The sequence below is a fragment of the Candidatus Edwardsbacteria bacterium genome (genome assembly GCA_018821925.1).
GTDB lineage: Bacteria > Edwardsbacteria > AC1 > AC1 > EtOH8 > UBA2226.
Map to the genome: position 1 here is coordinate 56,631 of JAHJLF010000030.1, position 16,933 is coordinate 73,563.

The 16,933-nt window shown below is 52.4% G+C and carries 14 protein-coding genes; 7 read left to right on the forward strand and 7 right to left on the reverse strand.

Annotated elements, in window-relative coordinates; all coding sequences use genetic code 11:
- Nucleotides 1-51: 51 nt before the first annotated feature.
- The 7 genes from KJ869_03015 to KJ869_03045 form a co-directional block, all read right to left on the reverse strand.
- Nucleotides 52-942: a phosphatase PAP2 family protein gene (locus tag KJ869_03015; GenBank protein ID MBU1576161.1), complete on the reverse strand. Its 891-nt coding sequence runs from the start codon at nucleotides 940-942 to the stop codon at nucleotides 52-54.
- Nucleotides 943-1,049: 107 nt separating this feature from the next.
- Nucleotides 1,050-2,750 (reverse strand): glutamine--tRNA ligase/YqeY domain fusion protein, encoded by a 1,701-nt coding sequence (locus KJ869_03020; GenBank protein MBU1576162.1) that lies wholly within the window; start codon nucleotides 2,748-2,750, stop codon nucleotides 1,050-1,052.
- Between the two features lie 20 nt (nucleotides 2,751-2,770).
- The gene (locus tag KJ869_03025; GenBank protein ID MBU1576163.1) at nucleotides 2,771-3,088 is read right to left on the reverse strand and encodes a hypothetical protein; all 318 of its coding nucleotides are present in this window, start codon (nucleotides 3,086-3,088) and stop codon (nucleotides 2,771-2,773) included.
- 4 nt (nucleotides 3,089-3,092) lie between these two features.
- Nucleotides 3,093-4,547 (reverse strand): glutamate--tRNA ligase, encoded by a 1,455-nt coding sequence (locus KJ869_03030; GenBank protein MBU1576164.1) that lies wholly within the window; start codon nucleotides 4,545-4,547, stop codon nucleotides 3,093-3,095.
- A 236-nt stretch (nucleotides 4,548-4,783) separates the two neighbouring features.
- Complete coding sequence (locus KJ869_03035) at nucleotides 4,784-5,266, reverse strand: SLBB domain-containing protein (protein ID MBU1576165.1); 483 nt, start codon at nucleotides 5,264-5,266, stop codon at nucleotides 4,784-4,786.
- Nucleotides 5,267-5,367: 101 nt separating this feature from the next.
- Nucleotides 5,368-7,080: a hypothetical protein gene (locus KJ869_03040; GenBank protein ID MBU1576166.1), complete on the reverse strand. Its 1,713-nt coding sequence runs from the start codon at nucleotides 7,078-7,080 to the stop codon at nucleotides 5,368-5,370.
- Nucleotides 7,081-7,088: 8 nt separating this feature from the next.
- A complete protein-coding gene (locus KJ869_03045) occupies nucleotides 7,089-8,747 on the reverse strand; it encodes a carboxypeptidase-like regulatory domain-containing protein (protein MBU1576167.1) in 1,659 nt (552 codons plus the stop codon).
- Between the two features lie 245 nt (nucleotides 8,748-8,992).
- Here KJ869_03045 and mnmE point away from each other — a divergent pair, with 245 nt between their 5' ends.
- The 7 genes from mnmE to KJ869_03080 all read left to right on the forward strand — a co-directional run bounded on the left by mnmE (nucleotide 8,993) and on the right by KJ869_03080 (nucleotide 16,805).
- A complete protein-coding gene (gene mnmE, locus KJ869_03050; GenBank protein ID MBU1576168.1) occupies nucleotides 8,993-10,351 on the forward strand; it encodes a tRNA uridine-5-carboxymethylaminomethyl(34) synthesis GTPase MnmE in 1,359 nt (452 codons plus the stop codon).
- Nucleotides 10,352-10,398: 47 nt separating this feature from the next.
- Nucleotides 10,399-11,172, forward strand: a complete 774-nt coding sequence (locus KJ869_03055; protein ID MBU1576169.1) for a DUF4184 family protein — start codon at nucleotides 10,399-10,401, stop codon at nucleotides 11,170-11,172.
- A gap of 274 nt (nucleotides 11,173-11,446) precedes the next feature.
- On the forward strand, nucleotides 11,447-12,178 hold the full coding sequence (locus KJ869_03060) for an alpha/beta hydrolase (GenBank protein ID MBU1576170.1): 732 nt from the start codon (nucleotides 11,447-11,449) through the stop codon (nucleotides 12,176-12,178).
- Between the two features lie 84 nt (nucleotides 12,179-12,262).
- Complete coding sequence (locus tag KJ869_03065) at nucleotides 12,263-12,733, forward strand: GNAT family N-acetyltransferase (GenBank protein ID MBU1576171.1); 471 nt, start codon at nucleotides 12,263-12,265, stop codon at nucleotides 12,731-12,733.
- Nucleotides 12,734-12,762: 29 nt separating this feature from the next.
- Nucleotides 12,763-13,299 carry a GNAT family N-acetyltransferase gene (locus KJ869_03070; GenBank protein MBU1576172.1) on the forward strand — a complete coding sequence of 179 codons (537 nt, stop codon included), beginning with the start codon at nucleotides 12,763-12,765 and terminating at the stop codon, nucleotides 13,297-13,299.
- A gap of 15 nt (nucleotides 13,300-13,314) precedes the next feature.
- Nucleotides 13,315-14,148, forward strand: a complete 834-nt coding sequence (locus KJ869_03075) for a restriction endonuclease (protein MBU1576173.1) — start codon at nucleotides 13,315-13,317, stop codon at nucleotides 14,146-14,148.
- Nucleotides 14,145-16,805 carry a hypothetical protein gene (locus tag KJ869_03080; protein MBU1576174.1) on the forward strand — a complete coding sequence of 887 codons (2,661 nt, stop codon included), beginning with the start codon at nucleotides 14,145-14,147 and terminating at the stop codon, nucleotides 16,803-16,805. Before KJ869_03075 ends, KJ869_03080 begins: the two co-directional genes overlap by 4 nt.
- Nucleotides 16,806-16,933: the final 128 nt, after the last annotated feature.

Sequence of the window (16,933 nt, forward strand, 5' to 3'; positions counted from 1 at the left end):
ATTTTACCTTGCGAAGTGGGCAGGGGTTAGGTAATAATAAAAGAGGCCGCCCTAATTCTGGGCGGCCTCTTTTTCTTTGTCTTTCACCGGCAGGAAATGCGGGTTCCATAGCTCGGTGATGATGATAGCCAGCGCGGCCAGCACGAACCCGGCGATGACGTCTATCACATAATGCAGCCTTAAGAAAACCGTGGCCATGATCAGCAATATCCCCACCGGCAGCATGAAGGCGAACAGTTTTTTGTGATGGGCGTGGGCGTAGTACAGCACTATCAGGGTTATGCCGGTATGGCCGGAGGGGAAGCAATCCCTTTTATTGAATTCGTTGGCGGTCAGGAAATCCAGGATCTGGTTGCCCCAGAAAAGGCCCTTGACCGGGGCGGCTTGTTGGCCGGTCAGGGTAAAGCGCGGCCCGACGGCCGGCACCAGCAGGTATCCCACATAGGAGATGAAAAACCCGATAGTTACCGCCAGAAAAAGATGCTCCAACTCGTGGTGCTTTTGGTCGAAATGTAAAAAGACGGCCAGAACCACCGGCAGAAAATAATAACTGGAATAAGCCAGGGCCAGCAAATCCACCATCCAGGGAAAGGTCATTCGCTCCAGCCAGACGGTGGGATGAACCCCGAACATGGCGAAATCAATCTTTATTAGATAGCTGTCCAGGTCGGGCCGGATATACTGGGTAATATAGCCCAGGCTCTGGAAGACTGGCAGTATCCCGGCGTAGGGCGCTAAATGGCGGAGGGTCTTGGTGAATTTATTGGGCCAGCGAGTATTCAGAAATATCACCAGAGCATAGGCCGCCAGGGTTAGTCCGTAGATGTAGAATATCTGCGGCCAACCTTTCAATTTTGGCAGGAAGATCAGGGTCAGCAAAGAAAGGCCCAGAATGAACCACAGATAGAGCCATTCTACTTTTTTTAGCTTGATGTCTTTCATGAATGTAATTTTACCATAGATGTAATTATACGTCAATTGATTGACCCCACCCCTGCCCCTCCCCTAACGCATTAGGAGAGGGATAAAGGGTGGGGTCTTTAATTTATTTACTCCTTGACTGCTTTGCCCCAGGATTCCTTCAACGGCACGGTGCGGTTGAGCACCAGCTTGCCTTCCCTGGAATCCGGGTCGACGCAGAAATATGCCAGACGTTCCAATTGTATAGCTTCCCCCGGCTTGACCTTGGCCAAGGCCGGTTCGCATTTGCAGGAGGGGATGATTTTCAGCGAATCCGGATTTAGGTTGGCGGTAAAATCCTGCCCCTCCGGGGCATCGTCCGGATTCTCTTTGGTGAACAGCTTGTCATAAAGCCGGGCCTCGGCCTCAATGGCATGTTTGGCCGACACCCAGTGCAAAGTGGCCTTGACCTTGCGGCCATCCGGGGCATCGCCGCCCTTGGTGGCCGGGTCGTAGGTGCAGCGAAGTTCGGTGATGTTTCCCGAAGCATCCTTTATGGCCTCGGTGCAGGTGATGAAATAAGCCCAGCGTAGGCGCACCTCGCGGCCCGGCGACAGGCGGTAGAATTTCTTGTGCGGCTCCTCCATGAAATCGTCCCGCTCCAGATACAGCTCGCGGGAGAAAGGCACTTTGCGTTTTCCGGCCGAGGGATCCTCGGGGTTGTTGACCGCGTCCACTTCCTCACTCTGGCCCTCGGGATAATTGGTGATGACCACCTTGACAGGATTGAGTATCCCCATATATCGCGGCGCCCGCTTATTAAGGTCCTCCCGAACATAATGCTCCAGCAGGGCATAATCCACCAGGCTGTCGCGCTTGGCCACCCCGATCCGCTCGCAGAAATTTTTGATGGCCAGCGAGGAGAAACCGCGGCGGCGCATCCCGGCCAGAGTGGAGAGCCGGGGATCATCATATCCTGTCACCTTTTTGGTCTTTACCATGTCGATGAATTTTCTCTTGCTCATCACCGTATAGGTCATATTAAGCCTGGCGAACTCTATCTGCCGGGGATGATAGATGCCCAGCTGGTCCAGGAACCAGTCGTATAGCGGACGATGGTCCTCGTATTCCAGCGAGCACAGCGAATGGGTGATGCCCTCGATGGAATCCTCCAGGCCGTGGGCCCAGTCGTACATGGGGTAGAGGCACCACTTGTCGCCCTGGCGGTGGTGAGGGGTGTGCAGAATGCGGTACATCACCGGGTCGCGCAGGTTCAGATTGGGGTGGGTCATGTCTATCTTGGCCCGCAAGGTCCTGGAGCCGTCGGGGAATTCCCCGGCCCTCATCCGGCGGAACAGGGCCAGGTTCTCGTCAACGCCACGGTCGCGATGGGGGCTGTTCTTTCCCGGCTCGGTCAGGGTTCCCCTGGTCTTGCTGACCTCCTCGGCCGCCAGGTCGCAGACGTAGCCTTTGCCTTTTTTGATGAGCTCCTCGGCCCATAGATACATCTGCTCGAAGTAGTCCGAGGCGAACAGCAGGCGGTCGCCGAAATCGGCCCCCAGCCATTTTACGTCTTCTATTATCGCGTCCACGAACTCCTGCTCCTCCCTGGCCGGGTTGGTGTCGTCGAAGCGCAGGTTGAAAAGCCCGTTGAATTCCAAAGCAATGCCGTAGTCTATCCAGATGGCCTTGGCATGGCCGATGTGGAGGTAGGCGTTGGGCTCCGGCGGGAAGCGGGTGTGAACCGATTTGAAGCGGCCGCTCTTAAGGTCCTCGGCCACGGCCTCGCGGATGAAATTGGTGGCGGCCGCGCCTTCAATGGGGGTCTTGGTGTTTTCGGTGTTGTTCATGTATCTATTTTATTAATTAGTTAAAAAAGGTTTGCCACTTTTGCTGTAGCGATAGCACCTATGATAGTAGCAAATGCTAATATTCCATTTAACCAAACAAGACGTTTACTTAATTTGGATGTGGAGTCATTGAAGGCTTTTATTTCTTGTCTTGTTTCGTTTAATTCTTTGGTAACGGCTTTAACATTACCGTTGACTTGATCAATAGCTTGATATATATCTATCGTGCATTTTGCAAAAACTGTCATTATTCCTTTTACTTCTCCAACTGCACTTGGGAAACAATTTGCGTTTTTTAATACCTCTTCGATATCACGTTCTCTTAAACTTTTATCCATAACATCATCCTCCTAATTTATCAATACCTTTGGAAATTCGTCTCAAAGTCTCCTCTTTACCCAGCACTTCCGCCAGGTCAATGGCTCCGCCGGGGGAGCTTTCCTTGCCCGACAGGGCGGTGCGGATAGGCCACAGCATCTGCCCGGTCTTCAGCCCCTGGGTCTCTATCAGCCCAAACAATGCATCATGTATTGTCTCGTGTTTCCAAATTTCCAAACTTCCCAGCACAGTCAGGGCCAGTTGTAATGACTCCAGCGAAACGGCCTGGTCAGTCTTCATCTTCTTGTTCACGTAAAGCGAAACATCGTATTCCGGCAGGGTGTCTATAAAATCCACTATCCCGGGGATGTCGCTCAACACTTCGGTTCTTAACTGGACCAGCTTGCTGAGTTTTATAAAGTCGATATCGGTTCTTTTAATGGCTTTCTGATAATAGGGCGTTGCCATCTGGTTGAACTGCTCGGGAGTCAGTTTACGGATATATTCGCCGTTCATCCATTTAAGTTTGTCGGGGTCGAAGATGGCCGGGGAATTGTTCAGCCCCGATATATTGAATATCTTCTTCAATTCGTCCAGCGAAAAGATCTCCCGGTCGTCCTTGGAATTCCAGCCCAACAGGGCGATATAATTGACGATGGCCTCGGCGAGATAGCCCTGGTGGTAAAAATCCTCGAAGGAGGCGTCGCCCTCCCGCTTGGAAAGCTTCTTCCCGGCAGACTTCATTATCAAAGGCAGATGAATGTAGGCCGGGATCTCCCAGCCCAGGGCCTGATAGATCAGGTTATATTTCGGCGCCGAGGACAGATATTCGCTGCCCCGGATGACGTGCGATATCTGCATCAGGTGATCGTCCACCACGTTGGCAAAATTGTAGGTGGGCAGTCCGTCCGATTTTAAAAGAATTCCGTCCTCCAGGGTATCGTTCTCCACCGTCACCGAACCATAAACCATGTCATCGAAGGTGGTGCTCCCGCCGCGTGGTATTTTTTGCCGCACCACGCAGGGTTCGCCGGTAACCGCCCGCTTTTTGGCCTCGGCCGGATCAAGCTCCCGGCAGGGGTCCTGGAATTTGAAGACGGTCTCTTTGCCTTCGGCTTCCTTGCGCAGCGAGTCCAGTTTTTCCTTGCTGCAGAAGCAGTGATAGGCCCCGCCTTTGGCGATCAGCTTTTCGGCCCATTCCTTGTAAATGTCCTTGCGCTGGCTCTGGATGTACGGGCCGAACGGCCCGTCGATATCCGGTCCCTCGTCGTGCTCCAGGCCCACTAATCTCAAAGTATTATAAATAACCTCGACCGATCCCTCCACCAGGCGCTCCTGGTCGGTATCCTCGATCCGCAGGATGAACTTGCCGTTCATGGCCCGGGCGATAAGATAGGCGTACAGGGCGGTGCGCAAATTGCCGATATGCATGTAGCCGGTGGGGCTGGGGGCGAAGCGGGTTCTTACTGGTCCTGACATAATATGAATGAACTCTTTCTTGTCTGAAAATTTATTTTGGTTTATAGTTTATCAACCTGAACGATCAATTGCAATCAGCCGTTTTTCGTCATTCCTGAGAAAGCAGGAATCCATATCCTTAGTTAGATTCCCTCCGGAGTTTACCCCTGGATGCCTGCCTGCGCAGGCATGACAGGGATCGGGAATGACAATATAAAAGAAATCTGCCATAGAAAAGTAGGACCAGATAGGTTCGGCTATCTATTCCGTGATATCAGGTAATAGACATTGGCGATTACCGCCAGGTCGGCTATAAAACCGATGGCATCCTTCCAGAAGAACCGGGCATTGCGCGGGATCATCACGGTGTCGCCGGGCTTGAGTACCGGGATGTCAACATCCTTGGTGCTGTTAAGGTATTTGTCGATATTTATCTTCTGATTGAGCCGTTTGGTTCCGTCGTTGCTCGACAGCCTTACCCGGGAAAGGGCGGCATACTGGGTGGGCCCGCCGGCCCTGGACATAAGGTCCAGCACCGTCGAGCCGTCCGGCACCCGGTACATGCCGGGACTGTTGACCTCGCCCCAGACGTGCACCTCTATCAGCAGGCGCTGGCCGGAGTCCATATAGAACTCCTCCTTTTTAAAGGAGGAGGCATCCTGAGCCATAATAAAGGATGAGCCCATGATCAGAATAGCCAGGGGGAATATCGCCAGGCGGATCTTGTCCATCAGTTTCATATTTAATACCCCGCTTGAGTTTCAAATATATTTCACCGCAAAAAACCGATACCAATTTATCGGATCCCTGCGGTGAATTGAAATGATCGATAGCTGTACTGTTAACCCTTGATCTTCTTCAGGCGGTCCTTGGCCTTGGCCAGATAATCCTTGGCCTTGGCGTGGCCGGGATCGGATTTCAATAATTTCTGGAAGGTTTTGACAGCCTTGTCGTATTCCTCGTTCATATACTGCTTGACGCCGGTCTTGTAAAGTGCGTTGATCTCGTCGGCCGACAGTTTGGCCGAGGCGGCCGGCTTGGGAGCTGCGGCTTTGGGTTTTACGGTCCTGGCCGGCTTTGCCGATACGGTTGTTTTGGGCGCCGGCGGCACGACCGGGGCGGAGACCTGGGGCGGCTGATAGGTCCGGCTAGCAGTGGTATTATAAGCCACCGGGGCGGAGGCGATGGGCTGCAGGGTCAGATCGTTGACGACCTCCTTGCGGTCCCTGGTGGTCAGCACCATATTCTGCGACCGGTACCCGTCGGCGGTGACGGATAAGTTATATTTCCCCGGGGGAATCAGGGTGCTATACTCCCCGCTTTGGGGATTGGCGCTGAATTCCGGCAGATCTTTGCCCACGAAACTGAAGCTGGCTGCGATCGGCTGACCGGTGGCGGCATCGGACACGGTGCCCTTGATGGTCCCCAGTTTGCGCTTGAGGGTCAGATCCCATTTTTCCTTCTTGCCCGGTTCTACTTTGATCTTCCTCTCCAGCCAGCGATAGCCGTTGGCGTAGATATGGATCTTGTAATCGCCCGGCGGCAGCTCGGCCAGGTATTTGCCGATATCGTCGCTGACGGATCCTGGGATCCCGGCGCCGGGGAAGGTGATCATACCCTTCATGGGCACCCCGGTATCGCGGTCCTTTATCAACCCGGCGATGGCCCCGGTGATCACACCGGAGATGGCCCGCCCGGCGGCGGCCGGCAAATCCAGCCCCAGGGTTATCTGCCAGGGGGCAGAGGCCTTGGTCAGGCCGATGTCGGCCGAAAGGGAGAGGCCCAGGATGTCCAGCGGGACATAATGGATGCCGGGGGTGAACCTAGCCTCGGTGCGGTCGAAGCCCCGGCCCGAAAGGATTAGGGAATCCGGCAGGGAATCCGTTGCCGCGCCCACTCTCATTTCGGCCGAGACCTCGGCAAAGGCGGAGAATTTCTGGCTGAAGCCGTACTCATATCCCACCCCGGCCGGGACCTGCGGACGCTGGTCGCCCCGGGTCAAAAATCCCAGGTTTACATACATGGTGGACTGCCTGAGATTTATATCGCCCAGTATTTTGGCCCCAAAATCCAGCTTGCCGCTTTGGGATGGGCCGTCGTTATATTTATCCTTGTCCATGGGGATCGAGATGATGGGCATTATTCCCAGATCCACCATTTGATCGGCCAGGGCCAGGCTGTATTTGGCAGAGATGGTGATGTCGCCGGGGCAGCCCAGGGTGTTGTCCAGGCTGTCGCCGCCGGGGCTGGTGATGGTCCATTGTTCTCCGTGGGCCAGGCCGCTCAGCATCAGCGACAGATTTGGCAGGGGGGCAAAGCTCAACAGCTGGTGACTCCAGATGTCGTTGTATGAATTCTCGGCCCCGGCCAGATAGGAGACGCTCTGCTGGCTGTAGCTGGAGAATGAGTTTACCGTGCGGTAGCCGAACATGGAGCCGGCCTTGGCCGATTGCAGATGCACCAGCCCCGGCCCGCCGATGATTGGGAACCGGGCGGCCCAGGAGAGCGATGCCGTCAGGGACAGCACTATGATCAAACGGAGAAACAATTTCATAAGAGAAACTATCCTCTAATTTTCTTTAAACGTTCCTGGCTCTTTTTCAGGTAATCCTTGGCTTTGGTGTTTCCGGGGTCGGCCGCCAACAGCTTTTTAAAAGTGGCCACGGCCTTGTCGTATTCCTCGCTCATGTATTGCTTGACACCGGTCTTATACAGGCCAGCCACCTCCTTGGGGCTTAAGCCGGGCGCCTTGGGAGCAGGCGTTCTTACCGGTTTGGGCTTTACCGTCGCGGCCACCGGCGGCTTGGCTGGTTTTTGGACTACTGCCGGCTGAACCGGCTTGGGTTTAGGAATGGGTTGCAGTACGATATTCTGAATGGATTCTTCCTTGTCCGTCAAACTGATGTTGGTTTGATAAGGCTGATAGCCTTGGGCGATCACAGACAGATCGTATTTTTTTGGGGCGGCCAGGGTGAAACTAAAGCCCCCGGTAACCTGGTCGTTGTTGTATCTGTCGCCGCTGCCGTTCAGGGTGATGACGGCCAGCACCGGCCTGCCGGTGGCGGCATCGGCCACCTGTCCCTTGATGGTGCCCTCCCGGGGGCTGAGGGTCAGATCCCAGGACTGCGATTCGCCGGATTTGATCTCTAACTTCCGGTCAACCGTCCGGAAACCGTTGGCCATCACCTTGATATTGTAGGTGCCGGGATTCAGCTTTAATTGATAGCTTCCGTTGGGCTCGCTGACCACCGCCGGTACATTGGTGCCGGGGAAGCTGATCATGCCCCTGATCGGCTGGCTGGTCCGGCGGTGTTTTATCAGGCCGGCGATGGTGCCGGGCATAATGATGGACCTGATAAGCCCGGCGGCGGCCGGGAAATCCAGCCCCAGAACCACTTGCCAGGCTGGGGTGGCCTTGGTCAGCCCGATATCGGCGGCCAGGTTAACGCCCAATAAGGGAAGCGGAACAAAACGAAGTCCGGGAGTTAGCCTGGCTTCGGTGCGGTCGAAGCCCCGCCCTGAAAGAATCATAGAATCGGGCAGGGAATCCTTCAGAGAACCGATCCGCAGTTCAGCCGAGGTTTCCATGAAAGCCGAGAACCGGCTGTTTATTTCATAATTGACACCCAGCCCGGCCGGGACCTGGGGACGCTGGTCGCCCCGGGTGAAAAACCCCACATTTACCAGGATGCTGGTTTTGTCCATGGCAATATCGGTCAGCAGTTTTCCCCCGAAATCAACCTTCCCGGTCTGCGAGGGTGAATCCTGAAATTTCTTTTCATCCATGGGAATGGAGACCATCGGCATGGCCGCCAGGTCCACCTGGCCGTCATAAAGCTGGAGGCCGTATTTGGCGGCTATGGTAAAATCGCCGGGGCAGCCCAGGGTGTTGTCCAGGCTGTCTCCTCCGGGGCTGTTTATGCTCCATTGCTCGGCATGGGCCAGGCCGACCACCATAAAGGCCAGGTTATTCATCGGCGAATAATTTACCAGGTTGTAGCTCCACAGGTCGCTGTACGAATTATCGCTGCCCGGCAGATAGGACACTTTCTGACCGCCGTAATTGGTGATGGCGTTGAAGCTTCTGAAACCAAAGCCCTGTCCGGCCTTGGCCGACTGTAGATGGATCAGTCCCGGCCCGCCCAAAAGCGGAAACCGCGCAGCTTGTGCGGCACCAAACGCCACAATCAGGGTCGTCAGAATTAACATATGTCTTTTCATGATCTACCTCCAAACCATAAATTAAAGGGAAAAGCATCCCGTGAGTTGTGTTAAAAATCAAGACAAATACTACAACTCCAATAGCATAGATTAGCATATTTAAGTAATAAATGTCAATATTATTGATAAAATAAATTGATTTACGATAAGGGCTTGCGTTTTTTAAAGGCGCGAATATTAATTCCTTGATTTTAAGCCCAAGTTTTAGTATTCTTACTCTTTACCGTGGTCTATTAAGAAAGATTATGAAAATAAACGATACCATAGCCGCCATAGCCACCGGCACGGGGCCGGCCGCCCTGTCCATGGTCAGGATCTCCGGGCCGGATTCGGCCAATATCGGCAATGCCATTTTCTCCGGGAAGGTGAGGCCATCGGCTATGAAAAGCCATGTGCTGTATTACGGGCATATTGTTGATGCCGGAGGCACCCGGCTTGATGAGGCCATGTTGGTTGTTTTAAAGCCGCCGCATTCTTTTACCGCCGAGGAGATGGTGGAGATCACCTGCCATGGGGGTGCGGCATCGGCCGGCGCGGTGCTGGAGGCGGCCCTGGCCGCCGGCGCCCGTCCGGCCCGGCCGGGAGAATTCTCTTTGCGGGCCTTTCTTAACGGCCGGATAGACCTGGCCCAGGCCGAGGCGGTGTGCGATATCATCAACGCCAAGACCGGCGCCGCCGCCCGGGCCGCCTTAGAAAGGCTCTCCGGGGGGCTCTCCCGCAAGGTGGCTGCCGTCAGGGAGAGCCTGCTGGATGCGGCCGCCCTGGTGGAATCCATGATAGACTTTCCCGAGGAGGATCTTCCTCCGGCAGATTCAAGGGACCTCATTAAAAAAATTGAACTGGCGGAGAGCCAGGTCAAACAATTATTAAAAGGCAGCCGGGCCGCCATGGTGCTCAAGGACGGGGCCCGGGTGGTGATAGCCGGAAGACCCAATGTGGGGAAATCCAGCCTGTTCAACATGCTGCTCAAGGAGGAGAAGGCCATCGTCACCGAAACGGCCGGCACCACCCGCGACGTGCTGGAGGGCTGGATAGATATCAAGGGCATCCCCGTCCGTTTGTTCGATACTGCCGGCCTAAGGGAAACGTCCGATAACATCGAGGCCCACGGCGTCAGCCGGGCCCGGGGCAAGCTGGAGCAGGCCGACCTGGTGCTGTTGGTGCTGGACGGCACATCGCCCATAACGGCCGAGGACCAAAGACTTTTATCCGAGACCGAAAAATACCATCGCTTGGTTTTGTTAAATAAAAGCGATCTGGGCCATCCCTCCAATAGTAAAGCCGATAGATCCTGGCTGAGGATCTCGGCTATTACCGAACAGGGCCTGCCGGAATTAGAGGGATCCATTGTGTCCCAGCTTACCGACGGACAGGGCATCGAGGCCGGAGCCGCCTCGGCCGCCAATGCCCGGCAGGTGCAGTTGATGGAGAACAGCTTAAAATATTTGAAAACGGCTATCGACGGGCTTGAGAAAAAGCTGTCATACGAGCTGTTGGCCAGCGATCTCAAGGCGGCCATCGATGACTTGGGCCAGATAACCGGCCAGACCGTGGGTGATGATATCTTGAACAGGATATTCGAAAAATTCTGCATCGGAAAATGACGATAGTTGTCTATAAGCATCAAACAATTTAATCATAAAACAATAGCATGCCTTTTACCGCCGCACATCCGGCCATGGTCCTGCCTATCAAGGCCAGATGGCCGAAATATTTCAGCCTGACCGCCCTGGTGGTGGGCAGCATGGCCCCGGATTTTGAATTCTTCATCCATTTCTATCCGCTTCGGGGGCCGGGCCACACCCTGCTGGGCTCGCTGTATTTCAACCTGCCGCTGATCTTCCTGACGGCGGTGCTGTTCCACTATGTGGTGAAAAAGCCTCTGATATATTGCCTGCCCGCGTCCATGGGCAAGCGTTTTTATAAACTGGCCCAGGATAGATGGTCCATAGCTACGCCCAGGAATTTTATGGTCTTTACCTATTCCGCCCTGGTTGGCATGCTGACCCATTTCTTTTTGGACGCCTTCACCCATCCCCTGCAGATGTTCCAGAATGTGGCGCCGTTCCTGGTGAAACGCCTCTTTACCATTCATTTTTACGGGGCGCAATACGGCGTGCCGGCACATAATGTCATTCACCTGGCGGTGACGGCCATCGGCCTCGGGGTGATCCTTTATTACATCATGAAATTGAAACCGGCCGCGGCCGGAGAGAAAAGAAAGATCGGTCAGCTTTTCAAGTGGGCCTATTGGGGCTCCGGGCTGACCCTGGCGGTGGCCATCACTGTCCTGCGCACCATTCAGGTGAGGGGCCGGCCGGGGATGGGGTTTTTCGAGCACTACGGGGTCTCCTTTCTGAGCGGCTTGATACTGGGATTCCTGGCGGTATCCCTGGTCTATAAGGCTTTTCGGGAATTCCGATAGCCCGAACCAGGGTTCCCGGTCTGAAGCGAAAGCAAGCCAAATTTCGGCTTGCTTTTTGCGCTTTAAATATGATAGCCTATGCTTATAGAGGGAACTATAGCGTTAATGGTAGTTCCGTCTCGTGAAAATGGATATTTCTATGCGCGTATATAAACCTGAAGAAAGAGGGAAGCAGCCATTGAACACATTTATGATATCTATTGTAAGAATTGTAACAGTTGGTGTAGCCGTTTTATTTTTTGGACTGGTGCTTTTTTATATCTTTCAGGACAAAATGATCTTTTACCCCCAGAAGATCAGCCAGGCCGAAGTCGAAGGCATAAGAAAGAACTACAAAAATGTTGAAGAAATAAGTCTGAAGACAAAAGACGGAATAATCTTAAAGGGTTGGTTTGTTAATAACAGTTCTGCCGACAGGCCAAAGATCCTGTTCTATTTCGGCGGCAATGCCGAGGAGGTTTCGTATCTGATAGAAAAAGTCCCGGAGTTCAAGGACTGGTCGCTGGTCCTGATCAATTACCGGGGATACGGCCAAAGCGGAGGGAAGGTGAGTGAAAGATCGCTTTATAGCGATGCCATCGAAAGCTACGATCATTTTATCGGCCGGCTGGACATCAAAGACCCCAAGATCGCGATCATGGGCCGGAGTATCGGCACCGGGGTGGCCACCTATCTGGCTAAAAACAAAAGATCTGACGCCGTGATACTGGTTTCTCCATATACCAGCCTGAAGGCCCTGGCAAAAGTTCACTACCCGCTATTGCCGGCCGGGTTGATACTTAAATATAAGTTCAACTCCATCGAGCGAGCCCCCCAGATAAAAGCCCCCTTGTTGATGATCGTGGCTGCGGACGACAGAACCATTCCGCCCACCCAATCCTACCAAGTGGCCGAAGAATGGGGCGGGAAGGTGACGGTAAAGGAATTTACCGGGGCTGACCACAACTCGCTCAGCAGCGACAGCGGCTATTGGCCGGCCATCGCGTCGTTTTTGGACGGCATGTAAAACTAAACATTTGACCTCACCCTTCCCTCTCCTAATGCTTTAGGAGAGGGGTAGGGGAGAGGTCCGGAATAATAATAGAGGAAAATGAAAGCCAAGCCAGACATCAAAATACGATTAGTAAAGAAAACGGATAGCAACGATTGGCTGGCCATGCGCCGGGCATTGTGGCCCGATTGTCCGCCCAAAAAGCACCGGGAGGAAATGGCAGAGATACTGGCCGACAAAAAAGATCAGCCGGCATGGGTGGCCGAGTCTTTAAGCGGAGAACCGGCAGGATTCCTTGAGGCTGCGGTCCGCAACTATGCCGACGGGGCGGGACGGCAGGATGTCGGCTATCTGGAAGGCTGGTATGTCAAGCCGAAGTTTCGCAAAATGGGCGTGGGCCGGGCGCTGGTAAAAGCAGCCGAGGAATGGGCGGTGGGCCGGGGGTTCTCGCACATGGGGTCGGACACCTGGGTCGGAAATATGGGCAGCTACAAAGCCCACCAGGCCATGGGATACAAGGATGTGGGCCGGGATATACACTTCGTCAAAAAATTAAAAACCAAAAGTTAGAAAATAAAATCCTTTATAAAGGAGGACCGATGTACGATGGAAAGAAGGTTCGTTTAAGGGCATATCGAAAAGAGGACATCCCGCAGGCTCTGGAATACATCAATGATCCCGAGGTGAAGAAGAACCTGGTAATAGGGATTCCCTTCCCCCTGAAACTGGAGGACGAGGAGAAGTTCTTCAATGACTTGAGCGCATTCAAGGATGCGTATTCGTTTGCCATTGAAACTTTGGACGGCTCGAAATACATCGGAGGATGCGGGACGAACAAGGTCGATTGGAAGAACCGCTACGCCATGGTGGGCATATTCATCGGAGACGAACAGTACCGTAGCAAAGGATACGGCAGCGATGCCATGAAGGTTTTACTGCGCTTCATCTTCGATGAGATGAACATGAACAAGGTCAAGCTGGAGGTGTTCTCCTTCAACCAACGGGCTATCAAAAGCTACGTTAAATGCGGCTTCCGCCAGGAAGGGGTGCTGCGGCAGGAGATGTTCCGGGAGGGCCAGTACCACGACGTGATCATGATGGGCATCCTGCGGTCGGAGTGGGAGAAATTGAATTAATAGGTGGCAAATATTATGAATCCCTTAACATCTCAAGCTGAGTCAATAAAATCTTTTTTAGAACTTCGTAACGAGATTGAAAAAGTATTATCGACTTTATCAAAAAGAGAAGAATCTATTATAAGACTTCGTTTCGGGCTTAATGATGGTGTGCCAAGAACATTAGCCGAAGTTGGTATAATTTTCAATGTTTCTGCAAGTACTGTAAGGAATAATGAAATCAAAGCACTTAATAAACTACGTTTATTGTCATATAGATTAGATAAATTTGACAATATACTTACAAATCCCGAAACCAAAGAGCTATCAAACAAGCTTGATGAAGAAACTGAAAAGTTATTTACATCAGATATATTAGCGTCAATTAAGGAGATAACTCCAGAGTTAATTAAATATTTAAAGTATAATGTGAACAGTATAAGTAATATGAATCCAGAGACTTTTGAGAAACTTATTGCAGAACTGTTATCAAGCCTTGGTTTCATAACAAAACATGTTGGTCGTTCTTATGAAACATCGGCAGATATTTGTGCGATATATAACATTAAGCAAACCAACCTCCCGGATAGGTGCTATGTTGAAGTAAAACGGTGGAAAGATAAAATCGGGATAGGCGTTATACAAACTGTTTTGGGAGCAATGGTATTAGAACGGGAAAAATGGGGTTGGACAGGTGGCATGATTGTAACTGTTAAAGGCATGAAAAATATAAAGAAAATCAAAAGAAGCGAGCTTGAATATAAAAATATTTATATAAAGGAAAAAGAAGATATTTACGAATGGTTAAAGGGTTATAAAAAATGTGAAAACGGATTATTGTTAAATCCGTTAATTGATATACGAAAATGAATAATTTTGTTACATCCTTAAAAGATGTAAGCAAATGTAATATTTCTATTGTCGGCAACAAGGCAGCCAACCTGGCCCGACTGATGTCTTCGGGTTTCAATGTCCCGGACGGATTGTGCCTGACCACCGAGGCCTACCGGCGAGCGCTCATCCTTGGGTATAAGGATGAAGGGTTGAAGGCACTGATAAAAAAGATCGATATAGATCGACCAGATGAAATAAAAAATATAAGTCAGGCTATCGCTGAACTGTTCGATGAAATTTCCATTCCCGATAAAATTGCCGGGGAGATAAAAAATAAATACAGATCGCTTTTCAATGATAACGATCTGGTAGCGGTCCGCTCGTCGGCCACGGCCGAGGACCTGCCGGGCCTCTCCTTTGCCGGACAGTACGAAAGCTTTCTCAACATAAAGGACGCGGACGAATTTTTAACGGCAATAATAAAATGCTGGGCCTCGCTGTGGTCGGAGCGGGCCATCATCTACCGGGTGAAAAATGGTATCGGACATGATAATATCGCCATGGCAGTAATCGTCCAGCGGATGGTGCCGGCAGAAGTTTCCGGGGTGACGTTTACCGCCGATCCGGTTTCAGGCGACCAGGGATCTATTCATATCAACGCTGTTCGGGGCCCGGGGGAGAAGCTGGTGTCGGGAAAGATCAACCCCGATCAATATGCGATCAACAAGAGTTCTTTGAAAATTGAAAAGACTCTGTCGGACAACCAGCAGCTGTTGTCGGACGATGGGATAAAGGATTTAACCGACATTGCGTTGAAAATAGAAAAGCAGTTCGGCTGTCCCCAGGATATCGAATGGGCTTTTTATAAAGATAAATTTTACATCCTGCAATCGCGCAATATCACGGCGGTGAAAAATAACCAACGGCCTTTCTCTGTCATCTGGGGAAATAGCGCCACCCGGGAGATCCTGAAGAATACGCCCGTCTATTGGTCAAACTGGAACACCCGGGAGAACATGCCTTATCCCCTAAAACCCCTGAGCTGGTCGTTCTTCAACGATTTTCTGGTCCCGGCCATCAACCAGGCCATCTGGGGGGTGGACCAAGGATCACCGATCTATCATTACAGTAGCATCATCGATCTGGTTAACGGGCGCACCTACTGGAACATGAACCTGCTCTACGGCCACCCGTTATTTCGCAGGATCATGCGGCCCATCATGGGACGGATAGATCACGAGGCCACGGTCTTTTTCGAAAAGGCCTATCATAACGGAGAGCTGCAGCCGGCGGTATTGCCGATAAATTTATGGCAGAAGATGATCGTCGCGGCCACCGCCATAAAGTGCTATTTGGGATTTCCCTGGTTCATGAGCCTGAAACAGATCTACCGGCAATGCGACGAATATTGGATCCTGGCCGACAGATATGATGTTACCCCGCTGGAGGGAAAATCCAACCTGGACCTGCTGGAGGAGGCCCGGCTGTTTGGATTCGTCACCGCCCGGTATGCCTTTCCCCTGCTGTTTATCGCCAGCAAGGCGGTGGTAGCTTTTGACGTCATCAAACGATTGACCGGCGAATGGCCCGGTTTCAGATACGAGGACCTGATGATCGGCATCAAGGGGAACAAGACCACCGAAGCGGCCCTGGAGCTTTTTAAATTGTCACGGATGCCGGAAGCTGTCAGGGGATTGTTTGAAGGTTCGAATGTTTCACGGTTTGAAGAGTTTGAATCGGTGCTGGCCAAATGTCCGGCAGGGCCGGAGTATCTAGACCGGGTCAATAAATTTCTGAGGGCCTACGGCCATCGCGGTATGAAGGACCTGGACATGGGCTATCCCAGCTGGGGGGAGGACCGCAGTTATATTTACCAGATGATAAAGAGCTATCTCCAGTTCGGCCCGGATGACATCGATCCGGTAAAACAGTTCGAATTGTCGGTGGCCAAACGCCAGGAGTTGATAAAAGCCGCCAAAGATCGTCTTTCTCAAAATCCAATCGATAAAATCTTTCCCGCGCGGCGTTGGCTGTTTCAAAAGATGACGGATGTGATTCACGACTGCCTGCCCCTGCGGGAGAACGAGAAATTCTACGGGATAAGGTGCTTTCCCGGCAGCCGCCGGATAGTGCTGGAGATCGGCCGCCACTATTGCGAAAAGGGTCTACTGGATGACAGGCAGGATATTTTCTATCTGACGGTGAGCGAGATAAAAGATATCGAGAACGGGAAATTTTCCAAAAGAGGAAATATTAAGGGGTTCATCCAAAAAAGAAAAGACGACTGGCAAAACCAGGTGGATTCCGACCCGCCGTTCATCATCCGCAGCGATGGGAGAGAGTGGCGGGACACCAACCAGAAAGCCAAAGAAGGAAATGTCCTGCGCGGGGTCGGGGCCTCTTCCGGCAGAGTCACCGGCAGGGCCAGGATCATCCGGGAGCCGGCACAGGCCCACCTTTTAAACAAGGGCGAGATCCTGGTGGCGCCCTATACCGAGCCCGGCTGGGCCCCCCTATTCCTGCTGGCCAAGGCCCTGGTGATGGAGGTGGGCGGGGCGCTGTGCCACGGGGCCATCGTGGCCCGGGAATACGGCATTCCGGCGGTAGTGGGGGTGAACCGGGCGACCAAGGAGATAAAGGATGGGGACGAGATCATGGTGGACGGGAACAGCGGGGAAGTGAGAATATCTTGAATAAAGCCGGTGAAAACCGGCACTGGTAAAATCCTGATTAAACAAAAAAACGGCGCAACAAATATGCCGGTCAGCAACTAATTTAAAACCTTAAAAAGGAATCCAACTCATGAAAAAAGTTTTAATCG